Below are 25,612 nucleotides of genomic sequence, written 5' to 3'. Positions count from 1 at the left end.
AGCGGGCTTTTTTCGTTATTGATCAGCAATGTACTCAGCACAACTCAGACCGGTTCAAAAACACCGTCAACGCCTGGGTCAAATAATCAACATCTCGGGTACCTGCTGTTTCACGTACCGAATGCATTGCCCACTGAGGAAGCCCTACATCAATCGTCGGCACCCCCACCTCAGTCGCCGTAATCGGCCCGATAGTGCTACCACACCCCATATCTGAACGAGTAACAAACGACTGCACGGGCACATCGGCCTCACGGCACACATCCCGAAACAGCGCTCCTGTTACACTATTAGTGGCATAACGCTGATTAGCATTTACCTTAATAACTGGACCACCATTAATTGCAGGGCCATGGCGTTCATCGTGTTTGTCTTGGAAATTCGGGTGTAAAGCGTGAGCGTTATCGCATGAAATCATAAGCGATGACTGAATCAGCTGAATCAGCGACTCCTCAGTCGCACCACCTACCTGAGCATTTAAACGCTTCAGCACATCACCCAAGAAAGGTCCCTGAGCACCGCAGGCACTGGCACTACCCACCTCTTCATGGTCATTGGCCACCAACAAGGCGCCCTGACTAGCATCACACGCTAGCATCGCCTCGAGTCCCACAAAACACGACAATAAGTTGTCTAGCCGCGCACTGGCGACCAACTCCTGACGCAAGCCTACCAACGATGGCGGCTGTACGTCATAAAATCCTAACTCAAAGTCAACGACTTCCACAGCGCGCAGGCCATGCTGCTCTTCCAACCAATCAGCCAATAAGTCGCTAAGCTGCGCGCTATCACTCTGCATCACAACAGGCGACATTTGCGTTTGCGGGTTAATAACACGTCCAGCGTTAACATCGCGGTCTAAATGAATCGCCAAACTAGGCACCATGGCAATCGGCCGGTCCACATTTAGCAGCACACTTTCTAAATGACCATCGGCGTGACGTACATGCACACGCCCTGCCAACCCCAAGTCGCGATCAAACCACGGGGCTAACAACACACCACCATATACTTGCACCCCCAACTGCATCCATCCCGCGGCATACTGGGTGGCGTTGGGCTTTAAACGCAACCCCGGGCTATCCGTGTGCGCACCTAACATACGCAGGCTGGTTAACTTCTCAACAGGCAGCTGAAATGCAATCACTGACGAATCATTGCGCGTCACGTAATAGCGCTTGCCCGGCTCAAGCTGCCAGTTAGCCGTCTCCTCAAGACGCACAAAGCCCGCCTGCTCCAAACGCTCCGCCATACAGCGAGTCGCATGCCAGGGCGTAGGCGACTGGTGCAGAAAATCACATAGCCGCGTTACACGGTCCGCGTTGAAAGCTTCGGACATAGAAATCCTCATAACAGTAATGATTGAGTATCACAGGGTAAATGACCTGCTACAATGCTCCCTCGGCCTACGCAACTCATAGGCTATCTGCGGGTCTAGGGAAGAATAAGTGTACACAAATCCGGGAGAGCTTGACTGATGAGCCTGTTTGCAACGTTTTCGCGCTCGGTCGCCCTTGCTGTGATGCTGGCCATTGCCAGCCCAGCAGCGCTGGCGCAACTTGAGCCGACCGACGAACAACGCCAAGCGGCAGAGGAAATAGCGGACTCACTCCGCTATGGGCATTATGCCGATATTAACTTCGACGAGCAGTGGTCAGCGGAAGCTTTCCAACGCTATCTAGACATTCTGGACGGCCAGCGCTCCTACCTATTGAACCGTGATATAGAGCCTTATCGCCATTTAGAGCGCGACATGGCAGAAGCACTTTTCGATGGTGATCTTGACGATGCATTTGCACTCTATAATCGTCTTAGCGAACGCCACACCGCCCGCCTAGAGTGGTTGCTAGAACGCCTTGATGAAGGGCTTTCATTCGAATTCGATAGCGACGAGCGCTTAGAAGTCGATCGCGAAGATGCCCCATGGGCAACCCGCGAAAGTGAATTAGACGAACTCTGGCGTAAACGGCTCAAAAACGATGCGCTAACGCTTGCTCTAACAGACCAAGATGACGAGCAGATAGAAAGCAATCTGCGCCAGCGCTACGAAGGACAACTATCCCGCTTGCGTCAGTCAGAGTCTGAAGACGTCTTTGGGTTAATCATGGCGGCAGCCTCCAGCACTATCGACCCTCACACCAGCTACCTCTCCCCTCGCCAAAGCGAATCGTTTGATATTCAAATGAGCCTTTCACTTGAAGGTATCGGCGCACTACTTCAAGCCGATAGCGAATACGTGAAGGTAGCCAGCCTAGTTCCCGGTGGCCCTGCCGATCGAGCGGGCGTGCTTGAGCCCGCCGACCGAATTATCGCCGTGGGCCAAGAAGAAGGCGACATGGTCAATGTGGTAGGCATGCGCCTGGACAACGTCGTCGACCTGATTCGCGGTCCTAAAGGCTCCGTTGTACGTCTGGACGTGGTGCCTGCCCAAGCAGTGGACATGACCCGCTCTCAAATTGTTGAAATTACTCGCGACACTGTCAGCCTAGAAGACCAGGCAGCGCATAGCGAAGTGATAAACATTGAGCGAGACGGCAAACCTCATCGCATTGGCGTGATTGACATTCCGACGTTCTACGTCGACTTCGATGCCTGGCAAGCCGGTGAGGATGAGTATCGCAGCACCACCCGCGACGTCGCTCGAGAAATTGAAAGTCTCAAGAAAGAAGGCATTGAAGGTATTGTCCTAGATCTTCGCAATAATGGCGGTGGCGCGCTTCAAGAAGCCAACTCCTTGATAGGCCTGTTTATTGACCGAGGCCCCACGGTACAGGTTCGTGATGCCCAAGGCCGCATTCAGCTCTACGGCGACACCGATGCAGGCACGACTTACGACGGGCCTCTAACCGTGCTGGTTAACCGTCTTTCCGCTTCAGCATCGGAGATTTTTGCTGGCGCTATTCAAGATTATGGCCGCGGCATTGTGGTAGGCGCCCCCACCTTTGGCAAAGGCACTGTACAAACGCTCAATGATCTTAGCCATGGTCAAATCAAGCTTACCCGTGCCAAGTTTTACCGCATTTCAGGTGATAGCACCCAAAACCGCGGCGTTGAACCCGACATTATATTCCCCAGCCTGATTGACCCTGAACGCATTGGTGAAAGCAGTCTAGATAATGCTCTTGCTTGGGATACCGTGCAGAACGTTCAATACCGCCGCTATGGCGCTCCAGAGAACACCCTCGCTGCCCTGACTTCTCAACACCAAGAACGTGCCAATGAGAATCCTAACTTCCGCTATCTAGAGCGCCAGTCCACCTTGGCTCGCCAGCTACGCGAACAGCACACCAGCGTTAGCCTGAACCGCGAACAGCGTCAACGAGAGTTAGAAGCTCAAGAAGCTGAACAGCTTTCACTTGAAAACCAACGCCGTCGCGCTTTAAACCTGCCAGAGCTGGATGAGTGGATGGATGCGCGCAGTGATAACTCGCAGCCCGAAGGTAGTGACGCAGACGCTGCCAACGAGGAGGATAAGGATGAAGACATGCCGGTTGACCGTGCCCATGTACTAGAAGCCGCCGAAATCTTACTCGACTACGCCCACCTCCAGGGCGCACAGCGCATGGCGAAATACTGAGACCCCACCAATGAATGTACCAGTCCATTATCTGGACTGGTACATTCGCAGTTACTTTTCATAAAGCTTCTTGAGACGGCTTCTGGGTAGATACGGCTACTTTGGCTGTGTGCTCGTCTGAAGGCCTACCAGGCGCGACAGCAGAATCACCGTATATAGCACGCCAATCACTGCCTCGAAGATCGCAAACGACTGGGCGTAGAACCCTTGCGGGGCGATATCGCCATAGCCCACGGGTGTTAACGTGACATAACTATAATAAAACAGTTGCTGCCAGTTAATCGGCACCCCTGATGACACTACAAAAGAGCCTGGCACGATCCATTCAATCAGCGCAAAGATCGCTGTAAAACCTGATCCGATCACCAGATATATCGAAGCGGCAGCCACTAGCACATCGGACATCATCTCGGTCGCGCGGAAGATATAGAGTGCCAGCACCACTCCGATGACAAGATGATAGGCGATAGAGGTAAGATAAACCGCCAGAGTGGTATAAGTACCCGGAGTATAGGAGTTTGTCAGTCCAGCCACGATCACTGCCACTCCACTGACAACCGCCAGTGTGCGCAAACGTCGGCCAGCCAACAGCGAAAAGGTTGCTACGACGAAGATAGACCCATAAAAAAAATAAAACAGCGCAGGCCAGATACCCTCTGCACCCGATAATGGGTAGGTCAAATTGTGCAACAAAATCGCCAGTAAAAGACCGATTGTCACCCGTAAACCACCAAGCCGAGCGGGAGCACTTGTCATGCTGCCCTCCCTTCACGATGGGCGGTTGCTGCCAGGGTGATCATCACGACCAAGACCCCGCCTCCCAACCACAAGCCATTCAGATGCATTGTTAATACCAGCCAGGCCCAAGCCGCAAGAGCCACCCCGGCAAGCAGATAGCAGACGGGTAGTTTCGAGGCCATGGTGCGATGAAACATTGCCGATCCTACCAAAAAGATCGTTGGACCAGCGAAAGCAAACAACGCCGTTGTGGTATGAATGGCATCATACGGATGAGCAACGATCAGCTCGATAGCGACGGCCACCACAATAGCGCCGCAGACCATCACTCCGTGGGCATAGGCCAAACCTGCCCGAGCCAGCCGCGTATGATCAGCCGCATGTTCAAAGCTGTGCTCGCCTGCCTCAGCAAGATGTACGAAATAGATCCACCATAGCGTAATAATCAACAAAAAGCCGATAGCCGCAGCAGCGATGACACCAGCCCCCAAAGATTGACTAACGAGCAAGCCCCCCAAAAGCAGGATGGATTCGCCAAGCGCAATAATAAAGACCTGCTGGTTGCGCTCCAAAAGATGCAGACCGCGCAAGGGCCAGCTATCCATGGGCGTGGCTCCTTTACCAGGTAACCAAAAACCAGCATAGGGCGCGGAATAGTCGATTACTACAGCAATGATCCACAACTCTAATCTAGCGCTGGGGATCAGAGCGCCAGCAACCCAGAACAAGCCCGATATCGCACTCCATGCACAAAGCTGTGCATAGCTTCTCCCCATCTGTTCACCACGAAAAACGATGGACATATAGCCCGCACGTATCAGCGCCATGGCAACATAAGCACCCACAAAAAGGCCTGCACGAGAGGAGAAAGCATACGGGATTGCAATCGCCATCAGCAGTGCGCAAGCCATGAGCACAATCATCAGAACGCGCCCACTGGCATGATCGGGATCAAGCCAGTTAGTCGCCCATGACGTGTAATTCCACGCCCACCAAGCCGCCGCGAAAAGCGTAACGGCCTCAAGCGCACCTACCCAGTTGTCGTGGGCTAATAGGAAGTGTGAAAGCTGGATAATTGCAAAAACATAGACCAAGTCAAAGAAAAGCTCGACATTGGTCACATGTGGGGTCTCGCCTAAACCAATATTACGCAACGCAGTCTTTGGAGCGAGCCTATGAAGAGCTGTTACCATCATGAAATCTTCCCTCTGTTATCGCCAGCAGTTATCCCTGGAACCCTCCTTAGTTTCTCCGCGACCACAAAATAGCAACCACCGCCGGAACAGCGAAAACGATCAACAAGAACGGCAGCTCCTGCATCACGCTGTAGCCCGCCTGACTGACACCAATCCACATATTGATAGCAGTACAAATTAACCAGACCACGAGATATACAGGCAGAAGCCGCGCGAATCGGATTGAAGCAATACGAGCCAAGACGACAAAAACCGCCAACAATACCAATCCAGCGAGGATGACCATAACCGTATGCATGAAACGTCTCCTTTGAATCTAAAAAGGTAGCCGGCGGTGATATTCGTCAGCCACCCAATTTATTTTGTGGTATAGCCGCCGTTGACAAGAATTGTCTGGCCAGTCATCCACCATCCACTAGATACCATGAAAAGGATCCAAGGAGCGATATCCTCAATATCAGTCAGGCCGGTTTTTGAGAAAGGCGAAAGTGCCGCAGCCGTCTTATGGTAGGCAACAGCATCCTCACCTTCAGCAGGGTAAAAGAAAGGCGTATCCATCGGCCCTGGCCCAATCGCAGTAACAGAAATACCCCGCTCCCCAAGCTCTTTTGATGCCGCCCGCGTGAAGTGCTCAACAGGTGCCTTTAACCCTTCATAAGCCGCATAAAATGGCGTGTAAGCCCCCAGGAGTGACGTCACAAGAGTACAGACCTTGCCATGATCGTTAACGTACTTACCTGCCTCCTTCAGGAAAAAGAACGCTGCCTTAACATTAACTGCACAAGACTGATCGAAAACCTCTTCGGTCACTTCGGCAATCGGCCGCTTAACCACCATACCGACGGTATTGATGGCAATATCGGGCCTACCCACTGCAGCAACAGTATCCTGAAAGAGTTTTTCCATGGCTGCCGCGCTAGTTAGATCAGCTTGGAATGCGACTGCCTCGGCTCCTGCCGCCCGAATCAAGGCCAAGGTTTGCTCGGCAGCCTGCTTAGCAGAATCACTGTTGTAGTGGATCGCTACAGCCTTGGCCCCCGCTTTTGCAAATTCTTGCGCAAGCAAGCCACCCAAGTTCTTCGCACCACCAGCGATCAGCACTACCTTACCTTCAATACTATTAATAGACATCACTCATCCCTCACGTTAAGTATCATCACCGCTCAACATCACGGCCTACGGATAAGATGACGCGTTGTCTGATCATGATAAACATGCGAATATCAACATGACCTGTCGGAATTAACGAACAATAGCAATGGATCGCATCAGGCAAATGCAAATCTTCATCCAAGTGATGGAGAGTGGGAATTTCACTCGGGCAGCTGAGGCACTGGCTATCCCGCGCTCTACTGTCTCAACGGAAATCCAGGTATTGGAAGACAGGCTGCAAACGCAGCTTCTATTCCGTACCACCCGTAAGGTCGCTCCAACCCAGGACGGTAGGCGGTTTCTAGAAACGGCACAGGATATCATCGATGCAGTAGCGGCCTCTGAACAGATGTTCTTGCAAGGCAACTTGCGCCTAAGTGGGCGACTGCGCGTCGATATTCCAAGTCGCATAGCTCGTCGACTAATCCTCCCTGCACTACCAGGCTTTATAGACCAGCATCCTTCTCTGGCTATTGATCTTAGTGCAAGCGATAGAATGGTGGATCTGATCGCTGATGGTGTCGACTGTGTCCTGCGGCTTGGAATACTAGAAGATTCAGACCTTGTTTGCCGCCCACTTGGCGAAGTGGATTTCGTAACTTGCGCTAGCCCCGAGTATTTGGCACACCATGGGTTACCAAAGAAGCTTAATGATCTAAGCTCTCATTTGATGGTCAACTACTCCACCCAACTTCCAGCCTCAACCGCGACACTGGAATTCCAGCAGAGTGAACGTTTGGTAGAAATCGAAATGCGTAGTGCCATTACCGTCGACGGGGCTGAGGCCTATATCGCGGCGGCCCTGTCTGGGCTTGGCTTAATTCAGGTGCCCACCTATGATGTACGTCATCTTTTTGAAAGAGGCGAGCTCAAAGAGATACTGCCTGACACACCACCACCGTCTATTCCACTCTCGTTTCTGTTCGCCAAACGACGTAACCTATCCCCCAAAGTGCGTGTTTTTTTACACTGGCTGGAAAGCATACTTGAGGGGCACGGCGTTATTTCGCAAAGCTCTACACAAAGAGAGAGCACTGACAAGTCAGCATAGTGCTGCCCGCCGTGTCGGCCGATCACCCATCTTAACTAATCGCTGAGTAAGCGTGTTCAACCGCACCGGACTGCCTTCAGCGCCTGCACAAATAATATCTTGCGCCCATCCAGGTAGCTGAGGCGACAAACGATAATAAACCCACTGCCCCTCTCGCTGATCGATTAGCAATCCACACTGCCGCAACTGGGCCAAATGACGCGACACTTTAGGCTGCGACTCTTCTAGCGCATAGGTCATTTCACACACGCACAGCGATTGCTCTTTGGCGATCAAGAGCACCAGCATTAACCGTGTCTCGTCACTTAGGCACTTGAACACCTGCAGTGCATTCAGGCTGGCAGCTTTTCCCACGGACACCTTCCAAAAAAATGAGTAGCCAAAACAGTTTATACGCTCCTAACCGGTAGACACAAAAAATCACCCAGGATGCCATAGAACATTGAGCGAGGGCATTGAGTGTTATTATAAACAGGTCGTAGAGATGCGAAATGGTCGTTTTAGGCTAGCGACTGCGAGAGAATGCTTACTAGAAAGGTGAGACTAAAAGAAAAGAAAAAACAGAATGGCTCCCCGAGCAGGACTCGAACCTGCGACCCAATGATTAACAGTCATTTGCTCTACCAACTGAGCTATCGGGGAACATTTACCGTAGGCGGTAATTAAAGCAGAACAGCAATTTGGCTCCTCGAGCAGGACTCGAACCTGCGACCCAATGATTAACAGTCATTTGCTCTACCAACTGAGCTATCGAGGAACATTACATTTTGCTGCTGTGTTTTGAGCGAAGCCACTGAAAGCATTCATATAACTTACTTCAGTATGTTGGCTCCTCGAGCAGGACTCGAACCTGCGACCCAATGATTAACAGTCATTTGCTCTACCAACTGAGCTATCGAGGAACTGCTCAAACACGGTGCGTAGTATACTGATAGAAACGCTCGGGTCAAGTATCGATTATAGGTTAACGGCTAGCCCCGGGTTTCTTGTGTCCGTATAATGCCGCCATTCAATGGCTGTACGTTACACTGCCCATTACGATTGCAGTCATGTTTTCATTCATCCCTCGTCCCCCGACGACTCATAGATGACAGGTACCGATGGCGAAGAAGCTCTTTATCAAAACGCACGGCTGCCAAATGAACGAGTACGACTCCTCGCGTATGGCAGATCTGCTCGGCGAATCTCACCAGCTGGAATTGACCGATAACGAAAAAGAAGCTGACGTTATCTTGTTGAACACCTGCTCTATTCGCGAAAAAGCCCAGGACAAGGTGTTTCATCAACTGGGTCGCTGGAAAAAGCTAAAAGACGCCAATCCAGACCTCGTGATTGGTGTTGGCGGCTGTGTGGCAAGCCAAGAAGGTGAGGCGCTGCGTAAGCGCGCGCCTTTTGTCGATATGATTTTTGGCCCACAGACGCTTCACCGCGTGCCAAAAATGCTGGATGCGCGCAATAACAACCAGATTGCTGCGGTCGATGTCACTTTTCCAGAAATCGAAAAGTTTGATCACCTGCCGCAGCCAAAATCTGATGGCGCAACCGCTTTTGTTTCTGTCATGGAAGGCTGCTCGAAATACTGCACATTCTGTGTGGTGCCTTATACCCGCGGTGAAGAAGTCTCCCGCCCCTTTGAATCGGTTATTGATGAAGTCATTCACTTAGCCGATCAAGGGGTGCGAGAAATTAACCTGCTTGGCCAGAACGTGAACGCTTATCGCGGTGAAAATGACGAGGGCGATGAGATCGACCTTGCCGAGCTAATCGCCTGCGTTGCTGCAGTGGATGGTATTGATCGCGTGCGTTTTACGACCTCTCACCCGGTGGAATTTACGGATAGCCTGGTAGATGCGTTTGCCGACATTCCGGAACTGGTGAGCCACCTACATTTACCGGTACAGTCAGGTTCTGACCGTATTTTAAGTGCGATGAAACGCGGCCATACCGCAGAAGAGTACATCGAGAAGATGGAGCGGATCCGCGCCAACCGCCCGGATATTAGCTTCTCTTCCGACTTTATCATCGGCTTCCCTGGCGAAACCGAAGAGGATTTCGAAGCAACGATGGATCTGATTCATCGCATCGGCTTTGATCACTCGTTCAGCTTCGTTTACTCGGCACGCCCAGGCACACCCGCCTCCGGCCTGCCAGACGAAACGCCGGAAAGTGTCAAAAAACAGCGTCTCGCCATTTTGCAGGAGCGAATTCTGCAGCAGGCAGCGCAAATCAGCCGACGCATGGTAGGCACTACCCAGCGGGTGTTGGTATCCGGTTTCTCACCGCGAGACCCGGGACAGCTCTCAGGGCGCACCGAAAATAACCGCGTGGTTAACTTCCGGGCAGCCAACCCAACAGAACTGATCGGCTACTTTGTAGACGTGGAGATTACCGAAGCGCTGCCCAACTCGTTGCGCGGCGATCTCGCTTCTCCAGAGCGTTATTAACTGCTCACTTATCCTAGGTAATTGCCCCGGCATCGCCGGGGCAGTAAGCTGAGTCTCACATACATCAACTAATGGGTTTCTTACTCTTGAGCCAGCCATCACCTCAGGCCAATCGCATTATCACCCTAAGCCTTGAACCCAATGATCCGCAGCGCCTTGCTAGCCTCTGCGGCCAACAGGACGAGCATCTAAAACTGATTGAGAGCCGCCTGGACGTGACGTTGCGCAACCGTGGCAACGTGTTTCAGCTGGCCGGCGCCGCTAACCGGATCAAAGCCGCCGCTAACGTGCTTGAGCACCTTTACCGTGAAACTGCGGCAGAAGAACTTGCAGCAGACACAGTTCACCTCTTCCTTCAGGAATCTGGCTTAGAAGCGCTAGAAGAAGAGGATGATAGCGACATCAACAGCGATGACGTGATTATGCGTACACCGCGCACCATGATTAAGCCTCGTGGCCTTAATCAGCAGCGCTACGTACAAAGCATTCGCGAGCACGATATCAATTTCGGTATTGGGCCTGCCGGTACGGGAAAAACATACTTGGCGGTTGCCGCGGCGGTAGAAGCACTAAATCAGCAGGAAGTACGCCGCATTCTGTTAGTTCGCCCAGCAGTAGAAGCAGGCGAAAAGCTTGGCTTTCTACCTGGCGACCTTGCCCAGAAAATCGACCCTTACCTCCGCCCGCTCTACGATGCACTGTACGAGATGATCGGCTTCGAACAGGTCGCTAAGCTTATTGAGCGTCAAGTGATCGAGATTGCCCCGCTGGCCTATATGCGTGGGCGTACGCTGAATAACTCCTACATCATCCTGGACGAAAGCCAGAACACCACGCCGGAACAGATGAAGATGTTCCTGACACGGATTGGTTTTGGTTCAACAGCGGTGATTACCGGCGATATTACCCAGGTAGACCTGCCTCGCGGACAGCGCTCTGGTCTTTCACAGGTGCTGGATGTTCTCAAGGAAACCCCCGGCATCGGCGTGACCCACTTTGCTGCGAAAGACGTTGTGCGTCACCCGCTGGTTCAGCGGATCATCGAAGCCTATGACGAGTTTGAGTCGCAGCAGGAAGTGCAAGAGCGCGCTCGCCGTGAAGCTCGCCAACAGGAGCGCGAAGCCCGCATGCAAGCACTTGAACGCGCAGGAGAGGCGCCTCGATGAGTAACATCGTGATTGACCGCCAGGCGGCCATCAATGAGCCGTTGCTTCCCACCCTTGAGCAGCTCACCCACTGGGTGGGCTGTGTCTTCTCACGCCACCCCGATGATGAGCGCTTAGAGCTGACGATTCGCTTTGTGGATGAAGCAGAAAGCCAAGCACTCAATCGAGATTATCGGGGTAACGATAAATCAACCAACGTGCTCTCGTTTCCTTTTGAGAATCCTCCCGGCGTCTGTTTACCGTTACTTGGCGACCTGATTATTTGCCATGCCGTGGTTGCCCATGAAGCCCAAGAACAACAGAAGCCTCTTGAGCATCATTACGCACACATGGTGGTGCACGGCACACTGCACTTAATGGGCTATGACCACATTGAAGAGCAAGAAGCGGAAGAAATGGAACAATTAGAGCGCGAGCTGCTTGCCACTCTCAATATTCCTGACCCGTATCACGAGTAAGCTGTTAACCTGATCGATAATTACTTTTAGGGTGGTGTATCCCCCGACTCAGTGATAAAACGACAGACTGCTTGCCCGTAGCCATCTTCACATAGGGAGCCTCTGATTAATGTGATGAGCGCAGGCCAGACAAGGCAAAAATTAACGAAAAAAGGATCGGACTCGCGTTCGAGTTTACGGGCTGTAAATGAGCATTTTGACCGGGCTCGCGCACGAGGCGATTTTTAACGCAGTATGGCCAAGCGTAGTTAATCAGAGGTTTCATAGCTGTTTTTAAGTAGTGCTTTGACGTACTGTTTGCACACAACTATTTGCAAGTCACTATTTGCACGTAATAGAGAGATTAGACGCAATGAGCGAAGACCGATCGAGCAACTCAAATCAAAAATCCTGGCTCGAGAAACTCTTTGGCGCCCTTTCCGGAGACAATGACGAACCTAGCTCGCGCGATGAGCTAATGACGTTTTTACGCCACACCGCAGGGAAACTGAAACTAGATCAAGACGCTATTATGATTATTGAAGGCGCTCTTGAGATCAGCGATCAGCAAGTGCGTGAAATATTGATTCCACGCTCTCAGGTGTCGGCAATTACCCTTGACCAAACCAGCGATGGCTACTTGCCATTGATCCAAGAAACAGGGCACTCCCGCTATCCGGTCATTGGCGAGAATCTTGACGATGTAAAAGGTATTTTACTGGTTAAAGATTTGCTCCCCCTGCTCTCTCAAACGCAAGAAAGCCGTGATGCCTTTAAGCTGGAAGACGTGCTGCGCCCGGCAATGTTTATTCCCGAGTCCAAACGCCTAAACAGCTTGCTGAAGGAATTCCGTGACACCCATAACCACATGGCCATTGTGGTAGATGAGTACGGCGGCACGGCTGGCATTATTACTATCGAAGATATTCTGGAGCAGATCGTTGGGGATATCGAAGATGAGCACGATACCGATGAAGAGGACGATATCCGCACGCTGGACAATGGCCACTTCGCCATTCGTGCTCTCACACCAATTGAAGACTTCAACGAACGCTTTGGCAGCGAATTTTCTGATGACGAATTCGATACTGTCGGAGGCCTTGTGATGCAACAATTTGGCCACTTACCAGGCCGTGGCGAACATACTAGCCTGGGCGGCTGGCGGTTCGTCATTCTTAATGCCGATAATCGACGCATTCGGTTACTGGAAGCTTATCGCGATGACACCAGTGAAAATGCTACCGATGGCGACGACAGCGACGGCTAGTCAACCGCCCACTTCAACCTGCCGATAGGATATCACCATGGGGTTGACGCCCACCTTTGCACTCCAGCTGCTGGCTGCCCTCGTGGCCGGTGGTTTCACGACGCTTACCGCTTCACCATTTGAATTATGGTGGCTAGGGCCCATCGCCATCGGCCTGCTTTATGTTGGCCTGCATACATTAAGTCCTGCTCAAGCAGCACTAAAAGGCTGGCTATACGGCGTAGCGCTCTTTGCCAGCGGCACTTCTTGGGTATATGTATCCATTCACGATTACGGCTATACCGGCGTTCCCCTGGCGGTATTTCTGACTGCTCTGTTTGTGTCCGTATTAGCCCTCTTTTTTGCAGGCACGTTTTGGCTTTATCGACGTTTTTGCAGCCCGCGCTGGGCATTGGCTAGCTTTGCAGGGGCATGGGTACTGGGGGAAGTACTACGCACTTATCTGTTTACCGGCTTTCCGTGGCTATTGGTTGGCTCCAGCTATGTGGATTCACCGCTGGCCAACTGGGCACCAGTAGGCGGCGTTTACTTACTTTCCCTGCTGGTAGTGCTCACAGGCACCTTAGGCGCTGAACTGCTGCGACGCCAATGGTGGGCAGCGCTGCCATTAGCCGCTATCTGGCTCGTTCCGTTGGCCCTACCCTCACTGTGGACGACACCAGCAAGCGAGCCCACGCGCGTTGCGCTACTTCAGGGTAATCTGCCCCAGCTATTAAAGTGGACCCCCGAAGGCCAGCGCGTAGCAGCCAATACCTATAGCGATTTAACCCGCCGTGTCGCGGATGATGCCGATCTCATTCTGTGGCCCGAAACCGCCCTGCCAATGATCGACAACCAAGCTCGCCCGGTGTTAGAGCGCGTACAAGCCAACTTACCGCCAAGCACCGCGCTATTAACCGGCATTGTTCAACTCGACGAAGACAACCGTTATTTCAATAGTGTGATTGGTGTTGGCAACGTAGAAGGCAGCTATCAAAAAGAGCATCTAGTGCCGTTTGGTGAATACCTGCCGCTTGAAAGCGTGTTACGGGGTGCTATCGATTTCTTTGATCTACCGATGTCGAGTTTTTCTAAAGGCGCCTCCGAACAAACGCCCATGCAGGCTGCCGGTGTGACAATTGGCAACGCTATTTGTTATGAGATTATCTACCCACAGTTGGTTGCACAACGCGCAGCAGACAGCGACGTGATTGTGACGGTATCCAATGACACTTGGTTTGGCGCTTCCATTGGCCCCCACCAACACTTGCAAATGGCCCGCCTGCGCGCGCTAGAGAATGGTCGTTATGTCGTGCGCGCTACCAGCAACGGCATTACCGCGATTATTAATCCCCGTGGCGAGCTGGTAGATAGCGCTGCGCAATTTGAAACCACCTACCTTATTGGCGAATTTTACGCCATGGAAGGGGCAACACCGTTTACCCGCACGGGTAGTTGGCCTGCATGGCTATTCGCTGGCCTGCTACTGTTACCGGGCTTGATACGCAAGCGTTAAAACCAAGGAGGCCGTTTCCAGCGGGCAGGGGCGGCGTAGCCGCCCCTGCGAAGCCATGCAAATCAGTTGAATCATCGTCGAAGTGTCGAACCAAAGCTAAAGCTCCCTCCCACAACATCCGAGCAGCCAAGTGCTTATGCATACGTTGCAAGAATGTAGATACTATCGAAACAATGGCTACCTATGATAAGTGCCCGCTTAATTTTATTCAGGCACTTATCACCAAGTAATAAAATATCGCTTTAACTGAAAATTTTTAAGAATTATATTCAGCGCTTTTTTATAGCTGTTCTTTATAAATTCGCCCGCCTTTCATAATCATGCGTAAGTTACGTTCTGGGTCTTTTAGAAACTCAAGATCGCGACTTGGGTCGCCATCTACGACTAAGAGATCAGCTAGTGCACCTGGTTCAATGCGCCCAAGTACACCAGGATAAGGATTACGCGGACCTGAAAGTGACAACAAATCACCGTTATGCCCTGTTGCCATTGCCAACACTGTTAACGGATCATAAAAGCGCGTTAATTTTGCCAAATGCCGCAGTTGATTCGGGGTGTTTTTAGGGCTAAAGAGAATGTCGGTACCCCAGGCAGTTTTCACATTAAACCGCTGTGCCATTTCATAAGCACGAGCGGTACCTTCAGACACTTGGCGCTGAGACTCTCGGCGCGCAGCATCAGGGTAAACATTAGCATCTTCATCTTGCAGGAAAGGCTGAAGGCTCCACCACGTGCCTTCTCCAGCCATCATTCTTACCGATTCTTCATCGGCCAATTGGCCATGCTCAATCGACTTAACGCCGGCTCGCAGAGCGCGCTGGATACCACGTGACGTATACACATGCACCATCACATAGGTGCCCCAATCATCGGCAGCCTCAACCGCTGCGCGTAGCTCTCGTTCCGTAAACTGGGTACTGTCTAATGGATCGTAAACCGACGCGACCCCACCGCCAGCCATCAATTTGATCTGCGAGGCACCTAGCATTAGCTGCTCACGTGTGCGCTTGAGCACTTCAGCCTCACCATCCGCAATCATTGCAACACCCTGACGCTCGACTTCACTTAGCGGTGTTGTGCTGCCACGAGGTACGTCATGGCGCATTCTAAAATCACCGTGGCCCGATGTTTGAGAAATCATCGCCCCTGCGGGAAATATCCTAGGGCCATTCACAATACCTTCATCAATAGCACGCTTTAACGCAAACGACGGCCCCCCTACATCCCTAACTGAAGTCACACCACGCATTAAGGTTCGTTCTGCTTCTCTGGCTGCCACCAAATGCACATAGCCAATATCAGCAGTCATGGCTTCCATCTGGGAGATGGCCGCTAGGGTGGTGTGCCAATGGGCATCAATCAAACCGGGCATCAATACACGACCGCCGCAATCAATGACATCAATACCTTCTACCTCTCCACTACCGTCTAGAATAGCGTCGATACGGCCATCTTCTACCCTGATTGATACACCATCACGCAGCGGGCCACCGTTGCCATCAAACAGCTTAAAATTGGTTAACAGCAGAGGTCCATCATGGGCCTTTGGCTGCTGCCCAACGGCAAACGGCACATGTAAACCTGCGAAAAGTGCCATCACCGCCGCTGTTCCCCCAATCATTTGGCGACGGGTAATCTCTGCCATCACCCGTTCATGAAAGCGTTGCAATATCGGCGACCCACAACAGCATGCCCCGTGGCTATGATGAACGTGGGCATCTGTTAACACTGGCGAAAATAAAGAACGGGCAGTTGGGGGCATGGCTAGAGCCTCGCTTAGCGGTAAGAAGTACAAGCAACTTTTCAAGACTTAAACCCAGAAGACTAAGTCAGCATTTCATCGCTTAATGCTATTTAATATATCTCAAATTTCCCAACAGGCAATTTCATAACAGTCGCTTTATCGAAAACTTGCGATGAATGCTAGCGAGCTAACATAGCTCACTAAAGCTTTAAGTGACGGTCAACGAAAACCAACGAATTTCCGATAAACTTTTTTCATTTATTGCACTTAACACCTACATTGTGGTTTAACATTTTTAATAAACAACAAATGAGGTGATGAGTTGTGAAAAGCTCGGGCATTTTTTTATGGGCATCACTACTTGTGATAGCCACAGCATCACCCAGCCAATCTGCTCAAGCACAACCACTCGCACTAGAAGACGCTTGGCAACAACTGCGCAGCCAAGACGATGACGTTGCCGCAGGCCAAGCTGCCCAACAACGCGCCGCTGCACTGCTTTCCACCCGCAATAATTTACTGCTGCCGCAAATAGACCTGTTAGGCTCTTATACCCACCTCGATGACCCAATTGAAGTAGATGCACTTGCGCTTAATCCGCTTAGCAGCGTCGCTGACTCTTTGCCTGGCCAACTGTTAGTTGACCTTATTGGTGGTCCCAATGCATTTCGTACACCGGTCACTAACCGCAATGTTGCCAGAAGCTCGTTAGCGATGTTTTGGCCGCTCTATACGGGGGGCAAAATCAGCTCTGCGCGGGAACTATTAACACTGGAAGAGCGGGAAGCCTCCCTACTACTTGAAGAGGTCTACCGCGTCCGCTTCATGGATTTAGTAACCGCTTATTACGGACTAGTCATGGCAGAGCGTGCGCTGACGACTCAACAGCAAGCTGAAGACACCCTTGCTCAGCATTACCGCTCTGCTCGTGCACTTGAAGAGCAGTATCAAATTGCCCGGGTAGAACGCTTAGCCGCCGAAGCAGCCTATGACCGTTCACGCATCACTACCCGTGCTATTCGCGAACAGCGTGATAGCGCCCAGCAAGCATTAGCGTCGTTGGTGCACTATGCACCTTCTGAATCTAGCTTAGGAGGTCACTCACCGGGCCCAACGCCTACGTCTCCCCTGTTTACGCTTGCGTCGCTGCCGCCAATTGGGCATTTTCAACCAGGGCTAGCCGACCACCCTGCTCTCAGGCTATTAGCTAATACCCAGGCACAGGCTGAAAGCGTGGTTGAGGCAAGCCGTGGACTTTATCATCCCAATATTTTCATGTTTGGCAGCTACAACCTTTATGAAGACGACTCTTTAGCAAGCGATCTCACGCCCGACTGGCTAGTTGGCGTTGGCGTCAGCATGCCACTGGTAGACCGAAGCGGACGGAGTGGCAAAGTACAGGCAGCGGTGAGCACTGTTTCGGAATTACGCTATCGCCAGCAGGCCGCCTCCCGCAAGCTGGAATTGCTGCTCGACCAACACTACCGTGAAGCGAATCAAGCGCTTGAAGAGTATAACGACCTCGCAAGTACAGTGGCGTTGGCAGAAGAGAGCCTGCGCCTGCAAATACTGGCTTTCTCAGAAGGGGTTGGTCGAGCACTCGATGTGATTGATGCCCAAACCTTTCTATCCACGACCCACACGCGCCGTGATGCTGCCGCCTTCCGGTTCGTCATGTCACTTACCCAGTTACTCAGTATTACAGGTCAACAAGAATCACTGTTTGCTTACCTTAGCGAGGGGGATCCAATTCCGTGACCACGCGCAGATTTCTCATCCTGGTCGTATTGGCAGGGATCGCCATCGCAGTATCCGTTGTTTTTTGGCACACCTATAGCACACCCCCTCTTCGCTTACAGGGTCAGATAGAAGCTCAACAATATATGGTGTCTTCAAAAGTACCTGGTCGGCTTGCAGAGATTGACGTACGACGTGGAGATAGCGTCAATGTCGGTGATCGGGTATTCCGTATTGAGAGCCCTGAGCTTGAGGCAAAACTCACCCAGGTCGATGCACTCGATACGATCAGCCGTTCGCTGGCACAAGCAGTGGAAGGCGGTACTCGGGAAGAAAAAATTGCTGTCGCACGCAGTGAGTTTCAGAAATCCCAAGCGGCAGAAACCTTGGCACGAACAACCTACGAACGTACTCGCGTACTAGCAGAGCAAGGCGTTGTGGCACGCCAACGACTAGACGAGGCCTTTACACTGCTACGGGTAGCGGAACAGACGCGTGTAACTGCAGCGGAAGTGCTTAGATTAGCAGAGGCTGGCCCTCGCGAAGAAGCACGCACCGCTAGCCGCGCTGGCGAAGAGATGACCTCCAGCCTGCGCGACGAGATCAACGAACTGCTTGAAGACTCAATGGCGTTTGCCCACCATCAAGGCATCATCAGCAATGTCTTACTAAATACAGGTGAACTGGTACCCCAGGGTTTCCCAGTGGTCATGATTACTGATTTAGATGAGGCATGGGCACTATTTAATGTGCGTGAAGACCTGCTACAGCATTTTTCGCAAGGAACCGAGTTCGATCTGGATATTCCCTCTCTTGGCCAACAGGCACGCTTCCGAGTCAGCCACATCGCAGCGTTGGGCGACTTTGCTACTTGGCGTGCCACGGTGCCAGGGCGCGGCTTTGATATGCGCACGTTTGAAGTGGAAATGCACCCGGTCGAGCCAGTACCTGGCCTAAGGGCAGGCATGAGTGTATTGCTTGATTTACCTTCTGAGGATGCGCGGTCAGGTAGCCAACATGGAACCGACTAGGCTGAATGGCTGGCAGGCGCTGCGCAGCCAGCCTTGGCTGCTAGCCCTGGCAGGATGGCTCCCCCCATTAATGACGCTGTTATTTATTGCCGTATTTGAAATGGGCACCCCACAATCGCTGCCCGTGGGCGTAGTCGATTTAGACCATACCGCTGAATCCCGTTCGCTACAGCGTTATTTAGATGCCAGCCCAGCGTTAGATATGCTTAACCCCTATCCTTCGGCAAGTGAAGGGGCCGAAGCGCTACAGCGTGGTGACGTCTTAGCACTATTGATCATTCCACGTGACTTTGGCCGCGACTTACGTCTCTCGCTCAGCCCTGAAGTCGTCGCTTTCTACAATAGCCAATACCTGCTGGCCGGAAAATTCATATCCTCCGCGTTAACTCAGTCAGGTATGACCTTCGCCGCCGAAGCAGGTGTTGCATTGCGGCTTGGTCAAGGTTATGCGTTACCACAAGCCGTAGCCGCAGCGGCTCCCGTGCGGCCACAAATTACCTCCCTTTATAACTCTGGGATGAGCTATGCCCGCTTTTTAGTCACCACGATCACACCCGCACTTTGGCAAATTGTGATTGTTGTCGCCACGCTGCTTACACTTTGCTGGCGGCTCGAAAAAGCACCTTTACCAGCCACTTTCTCCGCTAGAAGTATCGCACTTTGGCAACTACTGACGCCTATTTCGTTGCTGCTTTGGCTTCAGGGAGTATTAATGCTGGGCCTGTATAGTTACTTTCTCGGCTGGTCACCAGAGGACAGCCTTGCTTGGTTAGTGGCCGGAATGGCACTGATGGTACTGGCCGTGCAAAGTATGGCTACGCTGATTCTCTCCGCGGTTGCCAACAAAGTACGCGCACTAAGCCTTTGCGCCGCCTATCTAGCGCCAGCCTTTGCCTTTATGGGAATTACCTTCCCAAGAGGCGATATGAATATGCTGGCACGGGTCTGGGGTAACTTAATGCCATCCACACACTATATTGAACTCCAGGTAGCAGTGGCTGACCACGGAGCACCGCTGGCTACTCTGCTACCGCCCTTATTGATATTGCTGCTGTTTCTGCTGCCACTCCCCTTAGCCATTCATGCCTTACCAAGACAATTAAACATCAACCCTGCCGAGCAGGTGTCCTAATGAGTGCCTGGCAACGGTGTTGGCAAGCGTGGCAGGTAGAGATTGCGAATATATTTGCTGATCGGGCCGTGCTGCTCGTTATTGTTGGCGGCTTACTGTTCTATGCCGTTCTTTACCCTCTTCCCTATCATAAGAGTGTGCCGGGAGAGCAAGCGGTGGCGGTGGTGAATCATGACCACACTCATCTAGCGCGGCAACTTATCCGCATGGCAGATGCGGCTCCTCAAATTCGAGTCGCCGCCCAGCCTTCCAGCATGGCGGAAGCAGAAGCCTTACTGGCCAATGATGATGTTCATGGACTCCTGATTATTCCGTCTGGCTTCGAGCGGGATGTTTATTTAGGTCGACCTACCAGCCTGTCTTTCGCTGGGGACGCCAGTTACTTTCTAATTTACGGCAATGTTGTCGAGGGCTTGCTGACGGCCGCGACGACACTCAGTGTACAAACCCAAATCGTTGGTAGCTTAATGAAAGGGGAAAACCCTGCTCAGATTCCCGGTCAGATCATGCCTATGCGAATCACTACTAAGCCCGCGTTCAACCCCACGTCTGGCTACATCAATTACATTGTGCCCGCTGTCTTCGTATTAATTCTGCACCAGACGCTGCTAATTGCCGCGGGTAGCGTAACCATCAAAGATCGTGCACGCAGGCGTCTGGGACAAACCGCGCCATCGCTTGCATTAGCACTGCCGCTTCGACTCTTCACCTTTATGCTTATCTACCTGTTATTTGCCATGCTCTATTTTGGCTTTTTCTTTCAGCTTTATGGTGTCCCCCATGTTGCTGCACCTAGCGAATTACTCGTCTTCAGCGTGCTATTTTTCATGAGCGCCACGCTGTTCGCCATTTGGCTTGGCTACTTGCTTCCGCGACCAGAACTTCCCACTGTCCTGGTGCTCCTCTCGTCACTACCGATCGTCTTCACCGCAGGGTTTGCTTGGCCTGCAGAAAGCTTGCCCAAGTGGCTTGACACCCTAAGCCTACTGATTCCTGTAAAACCTGGCATACAAGGTTTTTTGGCGATTAACCAAATGGGGGCTCCACTGCTCAGTATCGGGCGGGAAATTAGCGTACTGGTTGGATTATGCGTTCTGTATGGCGGATGGCTTTGGTGGCTCGCTTGGCAGCAACGCCAGCCAAGCCCACGACAAGCTCATTGCAGTGACATTGCTGAAAGGGACGAATAAAGGGCTACTAACAGAAGGAGTATTAATAGTAGAGACGCAAATGGCGGTGATGTCTCAATCGGTCAACCCGCACGAGACACACCGCCATTTTCTACCACTCTAAACGTTACCGTTAGTGTAAAGATAAACGTAACGGTTTTTCATCAGCCCATCATGCCATGGTGGCAAATTATTCTGCGGCAGGGAGTTCGCCCAGCACCTCAGGAATCGTCATTTTCACATAGCGACCAGGCGCGCTTTCAATAACACTTAGCCCACCTTCTCCAGGCTGACGCGCGGGCACCATTTTTTCCGGATCAGGATCTGCATAGCCGTTCTCCGTCACCCAGGCCTGCCAATGCGGCCACCAGGAGCCTTCATTAAAGGTCGAGCCTTCTTGCCATGCATCATGCGTTTCGGGCAGCGCATCGTTGGTCCAATAGCCGTATTTATTCTTATGAGGAGGGTTCACAATGCCCGCGATATGGCCAGAACCACCCAACACAAACGTCACCGGCCCTTTGGGCAACAGCGCGCCATAATACGTACTGTTCCACTTAGCGATGTGATCTTCTTTCGTCGATACGAAATAGCAGGGGGCCGATATTTTACGAAGGTCAATCTTCACCTCGTCCAACTCAATGCCACCCGGCTCGACCAAGCGATTTTCCAAGTACATATGGCGCAGATACCACGCATGCGTACCTGCTGTCAGGTTTGTGCCATCGGTATTCCAATACAGCAGGTCAAACGCTGCGGGTACTTCGCCCTTCAGGTAATTATTGATATAGAACGACCAGAAAAGATCATTCTCACGCAATAAATTAAAGGTATAGGCCATTGAACGGCCATCTAAATACCCCTTCATTTCTAGCGTGTTTTCGATTCCCTCAACCACGCGCTCGTTAAGGAATACGCCAATATCACCGGGATCGCGGAAATCTTGCAGCGTCGCCATGTAGGTAACGGACTTCACCTTGCGACCACGCCGCGTGCTTGTCAGATAAGCGACTGTAGAGGCGGTTAGTGTGCCGCCCACACAGTAGCTCAACAGGTTGACTGACTTCTCGCCACAGGCTTGCTCAATGGCCTCCATCGCGCTAATGGGGCCCATTTGCATGTAATCAGCCCAGGTGATGTCACGCTGCTCTGGGCCTGGGTTACGCCAGGAAATCAGAAATACCGTATGCCCTTGATTCACCATCCACTTGACCAGCGAATTGTCTTCTCGCAGGTCGAGAATGTAATACTTATTGATCCATGGGGGCACGATCAACAGTGGCGTTTTAAAGGTTTTTTCCGTAGTGGGGGTGTATTGAATCAGCTGAATCAGCTCATTTTCATACACCACGGCACCCGGGGTAACCGCAATGTTATCGCCAATACCAAAGGCACTTCGATCGGTCATGCGTACATTGATACCTTCGGCTGAGTTCGCCAGGTCTTCTCGCAGACGCGTCAAACCATCCACCAAGTTCTGCCCGCGAGTTTCCAACGTACAGCGCATCACTTCCGGATTAGTCGATACGAAGTTAGTCGGCGACATGGCGTTTACCAACTGCCGAGCATAAAACGCCAGATTGCGCTTTTGCGTCGGGTCTAGGCCATCCAGGTCTTCTATGAGTTCTTCTACCATCTGCGAAAACAGCAGATACTGCTGCATAATCGCCAAGTAGTAAGGCTCTTGCGTCCAGGCTTCATCTTTAAAGCGGCGATCGCCTTTAGCAGGTGTGATCAATGGCGTCACCTGCTCACCAGACATAGCGCGCACACCCTGTTGCCAAAGCAGCCACTGATCTTGCATAAGGCGCGATTGGGTTTGCCACAACAGGTTAGGGTTACTCATAAGCGATTGTGCGGCGGCTTCAAAGCTTTCGCGCATATCACTGTAGACAGAGTCAGCAGCTTCGCTGGGGGCTATCCGTGACAGTAAATCCTCAAGCAGTCCTTTGTACTGTTCACCGACATCGCTTAGCTGCACTTTCCATGCTTCAAGCTCTTCTTGAGAAACACCTTGAGACGGCATTTTCCACCCTGACAGCATACTCACTCTCCCCTCACCTGCTGGCATTTTCTGCCCAGGCACATCATCCAAAAGAACGCGGCGCCTTGAAGGCGCCGCGAACATAGTTGCGTTTAGCTTTTACGTGAAGACTGGCTAGTCGCTTTCGCAGGCTGTTCACTTTTCGTGGCAGAGGTGGCTTGCTCGCTCATTTTCTGCCCAGCTTCGCTGAACAGCTTTTCCATTTCGGATTTGAATTGCAAGCTCATCTCACCCATGACACGGGCATCTTCCTGCATTTGCTGAGAAAGCTCGTTCATCATTTCGGCTTGTTTGGTGCCAAAATCACGCAGGCTTTCTGCATCGTCAATTTCCGTCGCGCTACGAATGCGCTCGGTGCCCATCTGGCTGTAGCGTTTCATTGCTTCCAGCTGATACTGGGTCATTTTTTCCATGTTGTTGAGCATCAGCGAGTTCATCTTACGCATTGGCTCAAACATTTGGCGGGTTTGGGTACTAAAGGCGTCCATCATTTTATCTTGCATAGTGTCTGCTCCTGTCTCTCGTTCCTTGGCATGAGCCTGGAGTGGCTCATCACATGGCAAAATTGCTGCACTGCAAAAAGAGTAAACGCTGCAATGCTGCTTTGCAACATTCTTAGCAGCTCGCTCAACCACGCTACACATTTCACATGACAGTTCTACCCTTTAGTGCGAGAACGCGAAGAAGCCGTCGCTTTCGCTTTGGAGCTTCTCGCACTTGATGCGCTTCCACCTGACGCTGCTGGCTTAGCAGCCTCTTGAGACTCGCCTTGATCTGTGCCGTCATCCTGTTCGGCACCGCTGCCGGAGGAACCCGCTTTGCGTAACATGTCCAACATCATCTGTTGATACGTGCCAAAGTTAGCTAACCCTTGGGAGAGACCTTGTTGCATCATCGGCTGCTGCAGGAAAGGACGCATTAGATTCATAGGGTCATAGCCATCTTCCCCTGACTCCATTTGCCGCTGAATATTTTCCAGCAGGCTTTGCTGAAACGCCTCAACATCCGGCAGCCCTAGTGATTGGCGAAACTCATCCGGTGTCAGGTCAAATTCAACGTTGATCTTCATAGGCGACTCCTTAACCATCTTCCTAGAGTGTAGCAGCGTTACGCCAAGCGCACCGTGCTGTTATTGTTGTTCTAAACGTGGCGTGTCAACGCTAACATCTCCATTTTGTCCACGATGACGTAGCCAATGATCTAGCAGTGTGATTGCCATCATCGCCTCAGCGATAGGCGTCGCACGGATACCGACACAAGGGTCATGGCGGCCTTTCGTTATTACCTCAACTGGCTGACCATGTATATCAATTGATCGCCCAGGCGTGGTAATACTTGACGTTGGCTTCAACGCTAATCGAGCGACGATCGGTTGGCCACTGGAGATTCCGCCCAACACCCCGCCCGCGTGATTAGAAAGAAACCCTTCAGGCGTCATCTCGTCACGGTGCTCGCTGCCACGCTGGGCAATGCAACCAAATCCGGCCCCGATTTCTATCCCTTTTACCGCATTGATGCTCATCAAACCATGCGCCAGATCAGCATCTAAACGGTCGAAGACCGGCTCGCCTAATCCGACCGGCACACCGTCGGCAATCACGGTAATTTCAGCGCCTACGGAATCTTGATCCCGACGCAGCTGATCCATATAGGCTTCAAGTTCGGCCACTTTGTCCGGGTCAGGGCAGAAAAAGGCATTTTCGCCTACCGCGTCCCAGGTTTTGAATTCGATTTTAATGGGCCCCAACTGACTCATATAACCGCGAATCTGAATTCCTTGCGCGGCCAGTACCTGCTTGGCAATAGCGCCAGCAGCAACACGCATGGCTGTTTCTCGCGCGCTAGAACGACCGCCGCCCCGGTAATCGCGATGGCCATACTTATGATGGTAAGTGTAGTCAGCGTGGGCGGGGCGGAATTGATCTTTGATTTTAGAGTAGTCTTTGGAGCGCTGATCGGTGTTCTCGATCAATAAACCAATCGACGTCCCCGTGGTTTTGCCTTCAAACACGCCAGAAAGAATCCGCACCTGATCCGGCTCTTTACGCTGAGTGGTGTGTCGAGAGCTACCTGGGCGGCGGCGATCTAGATCAAGCTGCAAGTCTGCTTCACTGATCGGTATGCCAGGCGGGCAACCGTCAACAATAGCGCCTAAAGCAGGGCCGTGGCTCTCACCAAACGTGGTAACGGTAAATAGCTTGCCAAAGGTATTGCCAGACATGGGCGTTAGTT

Annotated in this window: 22 protein-coding genes and 3 tRNA genes; 11 read left to right on the top strand and 14 right to left on the bottom strand. The window is 52.0% G+C overall.

Annotation, left to right across the window (positions count from 1 at the left end; genetic code table 11):
* Positions 1–34 precede the first annotated feature (34 nt).
* Positions 35–1,339 carry a M18 family aminopeptidase gene (locus tag INT21_RS14625; protein ID WP_193068062.1) on the bottom strand — a complete coding sequence of 435 codons (1,305 nt, stop codon included), beginning with the start codon at positions 1,337–1,339 and terminating at the stop codon, positions 35–37.
* A gap of 138 nt (positions 1,340–1,477) precedes the next feature.
* Here INT21_RS14625 and INT21_RS14620 point away from each other — a divergent pair, with 138 nt between their 5' ends.
* The gene (locus INT21_RS14620) at positions 1,478–3,577 is read left to right on the top strand and encodes a carboxy terminal-processing peptidase (protein WP_193068063.1); all 2,100 of its coding nucleotides are present in this window, start codon (positions 1,478–1,480) and stop codon (positions 3,575–3,577) included.
* A 96-nt stretch (positions 3,578–3,673) separates the two neighbouring features.
* Here INT21_RS14620 and INT21_RS14615 read toward each other — a convergent pair whose 3' ends face one another.
* Genes INT21_RS14615 through INT21_RS14600 form a run of 4 tightly spaced genes read right to left on the bottom strand, consistent with a single transcriptional unit; the run spans position 3,674 to position 6,642 of the window.
* Positions 3,674–4,333: a potassium channel family protein gene (locus INT21_RS14615; RefSeq protein ID WP_193068064.1), complete on the bottom strand. Its 660-nt coding sequence runs from the start codon at positions 4,331–4,333 to the stop codon at positions 3,674–3,676.
* Positions 4,330–5,511: a low temperature requirement protein A gene (locus INT21_RS14610; RefSeq protein ID WP_226912542.1), complete on the bottom strand. Its 1,182-nt coding sequence runs from the start codon at positions 5,509–5,511 to the stop codon at positions 4,330–4,332. Before INT21_RS14610 ends, INT21_RS14615 begins: the two co-directional genes overlap by 4 nt.
* Positions 5,512–5,557: 46 nt before the next feature.
* The gene (locus INT21_RS14605; RefSeq protein ID WP_193068065.1) at positions 5,558–5,809 is read right to left on the bottom strand and encodes a hypothetical protein; all 252 of its coding nucleotides are present in this window, start codon (positions 5,807–5,809) and stop codon (positions 5,558–5,560) included.
* Positions 5,810–5,868: 59 nt separating this feature from the next.
* Positions 5,869–6,642 (bottom strand): SDR family oxidoreductase, encoded by a 774-nt coding sequence (locus tag INT21_RS14600; protein ID WP_193068066.1) that lies wholly within the window; start codon positions 6,640–6,642, stop codon positions 5,869–5,871.
* A 127-nt stretch (positions 6,643–6,769) separates the two neighbouring features.
* On the opposite strand from INT21_RS14600, the gene INT21_RS14595 reads away from it, so the two are divergent.
* Positions 6,770–7,714 (top strand): LysR family transcriptional regulator, encoded by a 945-nt coding sequence (locus INT21_RS14595; protein ID WP_193068067.1) that lies wholly within the window; start codon positions 6,770–6,772, stop codon positions 7,712–7,714.
* Here INT21_RS14595 and INT21_RS14590 read toward each other — a convergent pair.
* The 4 genes from INT21_RS14590 to INT21_RS14575 all read right to left on the bottom strand — a co-directional run bounded on the left by INT21_RS14590 (position 7,706) and on the right by INT21_RS14575 (position 8,616).
* On the bottom strand, positions 7,706–8,068 hold the full coding sequence (locus INT21_RS14590) for a metalloregulator ArsR/SmtB family transcription factor (RefSeq protein ID WP_193068068.1): 363 nt from the start codon (positions 8,066–8,068) through the stop codon (positions 7,706–7,708). The two genes, INT21_RS14595 and INT21_RS14590, sit on opposite strands and share 9 nt — an antisense overlap.
* Positions 8,069–8,280: 212 nt before the next feature.
* Positions 8,281–8,356, bottom strand: a tRNA-Asn gene (locus INT21_RS14585).
* Between the two features lie 39 nt (positions 8,357–8,395).
* A tRNA-Asn gene (locus INT21_RS14580) sits at positions 8,396–8,471 on the bottom strand.
* Positions 8,472–8,540: 69 nt separating this feature from the next.
* Positions 8,541–8,616: transfer RNA gene (locus tag INT21_RS14575), tRNA-Asn, on the bottom strand.
* Between the two features lie 198 nt (positions 8,617–8,814).
* Here INT21_RS14575 and miaB point away from each other — a divergent pair.
* The 5 genes from miaB (at position 8,815) to lnt (ending at position 14,523) form a co-directional block, all read left to right on the top strand.
* Positions 8,815–10,158, top strand: coding sequence for a tRNA (N6-isopentenyl adenosine(37)-C2)-methylthiotransferase MiaB (gene miaB / locus INT21_RS14570; protein WP_038482686.1), 1,344 nt, complete (start codon positions 8,815–8,817; stop codon positions 10,156–10,158).
* 86 nt (positions 10,159–10,244) lie between these two features.
* Complete coding sequence (locus INT21_RS14565) at positions 10,245–11,324, top strand: PhoH family protein (protein WP_193061651.1); 1,080 nt, start codon at positions 10,245–10,247, stop codon at positions 11,322–11,324.
* Positions 11,321–11,782: an rRNA maturation RNase YbeY gene (ybeY, locus tag INT21_RS14560; protein WP_193068069.1), complete on the top strand. Its 462-nt coding sequence runs from the start codon at positions 11,321–11,323 to the stop codon at positions 11,780–11,782. The genes INT21_RS14565 and ybeY overlap by 4 nt, the downstream gene beginning before the upstream one ends.
* A gap of 352 nt (positions 11,783–12,134) precedes the next feature.
* Complete coding sequence (locus INT21_RS14555; protein ID WP_193068070.1) at positions 12,135–13,028, top strand: HlyC/CorC family transporter; 894 nt, start codon at positions 12,135–12,137, stop codon at positions 13,026–13,028.
* A gap of 37 nt (positions 13,029–13,065) precedes the next feature.
* Positions 13,066–14,523, top strand: a complete 1,458-nt coding sequence (gene lnt, locus INT21_RS14550; RefSeq protein ID WP_193068071.1) for an apolipoprotein N-acyltransferase — start codon at positions 13,066–13,068, stop codon at positions 14,521–14,523.
* A 280-nt stretch (positions 14,524–14,803) separates the two neighbouring features.
* On the opposite strand, the gene INT21_RS14545 is transcribed toward lnt, so the two are convergent.
* Positions 14,804–16,168 carry a metal-dependent hydrolase family protein gene (locus INT21_RS14545; RefSeq protein WP_193068072.1) on the bottom strand — a complete coding sequence of 455 codons (1,365 nt, stop codon included), beginning with the start codon at positions 16,166–16,168 and terminating at the stop codon, positions 14,804–14,806.
* 423 nt (positions 16,169–16,591) lie between these two features.
* On the opposite strand from INT21_RS14545, the gene INT21_RS20675 reads away from it, so the two are divergent.
* The 4 genes from INT21_RS20675 to INT21_RS14525 are packed head-to-tail and all read left to right on the top strand — an operon-like array spanning position 16,592 to position 21,357.
* Complete coding sequence (locus tag INT21_RS20675; protein WP_193068073.1) at positions 16,592–18,025, top strand: TolC family protein; 1,434 nt, start codon at positions 16,592–16,594, stop codon at positions 18,023–18,025.
* A complete protein-coding gene (locus INT21_RS14535; protein WP_193068074.1) occupies positions 18,022–19,035 on the top strand; it encodes an HlyD family secretion protein in 1,014 nt (337 codons plus the stop codon). Before INT21_RS20675 ends, INT21_RS14535 begins: the two co-directional genes overlap by 4 nt.
* The gene (locus INT21_RS14530; protein ID WP_193061645.1) at positions 19,022–20,167 is read left to right on the top strand and encodes an ABC transporter permease; all 1,146 of its coding nucleotides are present in this window, start codon (positions 19,022–19,024) and stop codon (positions 20,165–20,167) included. Before INT21_RS14535 ends, INT21_RS14530 begins: the two co-directional genes overlap by 14 nt.
* Complete coding sequence (locus INT21_RS14525; RefSeq protein WP_193068075.1) at positions 20,167–21,357, top strand: ABC transporter permease; 1,191 nt, start codon at positions 20,167–20,169, stop codon at positions 21,355–21,357. The genes INT21_RS14530 and INT21_RS14525 overlap by 1 nt, the downstream gene beginning before the upstream one ends.
* Positions 21,358–21,526: 169 nt before the next feature.
* Here INT21_RS14525 and phaC read toward each other — a convergent pair whose 3' ends face one another.
* The 4 genes from phaC to aroC form a co-directional block, all read right to left on the bottom strand.
* Positions 21,527–23,380 (bottom strand): class I poly(R)-hydroxyalkanoic acid synthase, encoded by a 1,854-nt coding sequence (gene phaC, locus INT21_RS14520; protein WP_193068076.1) that lies wholly within the window; start codon positions 23,378–23,380, stop codon positions 21,527–21,529.
* Positions 23,381–23,472: 92 nt separating this feature from the next.
* Positions 23,473–23,883 (bottom strand): phasin family protein, encoded by a 411-nt coding sequence (locus INT21_RS14515; protein ID WP_038482660.1) that lies wholly within the window; start codon positions 23,881–23,883, stop codon positions 23,473–23,475.
* Positions 23,884–24,038: 155 nt separating this feature from the next.
* Complete coding sequence (locus tag INT21_RS14510; RefSeq protein WP_193068077.1) at positions 24,039–24,449, bottom strand: hypothetical protein; 411 nt, start codon at positions 24,447–24,449, stop codon at positions 24,039–24,041.
* Between the two features lie 60 nt (positions 24,450–24,509).
* The gene (aroC, locus tag INT21_RS14505) at positions 24,510–25,601 is read right to left on the bottom strand and encodes a chorismate synthase (RefSeq protein ID WP_038482654.1); all 1,092 of its coding nucleotides are present in this window, start codon (positions 25,599–25,601) and stop codon (positions 24,510–24,512) included.
* Positions 25,602–25,612: the final 11 nt, after the last annotated feature.

Origin of the sequence: Halomonas sp. 3F2F (assembly GCF_014897805.1) — a bacterium.
GTDB lineage: Bacteria > Pseudomonadota > Gammaproteobacteria > Pseudomonadales > Halomonadaceae > Vreelandella.
Note: the sequence above shows the minus strand (reverse complement) of the source record. Positions and strands in the feature narration are given on the sequence as shown.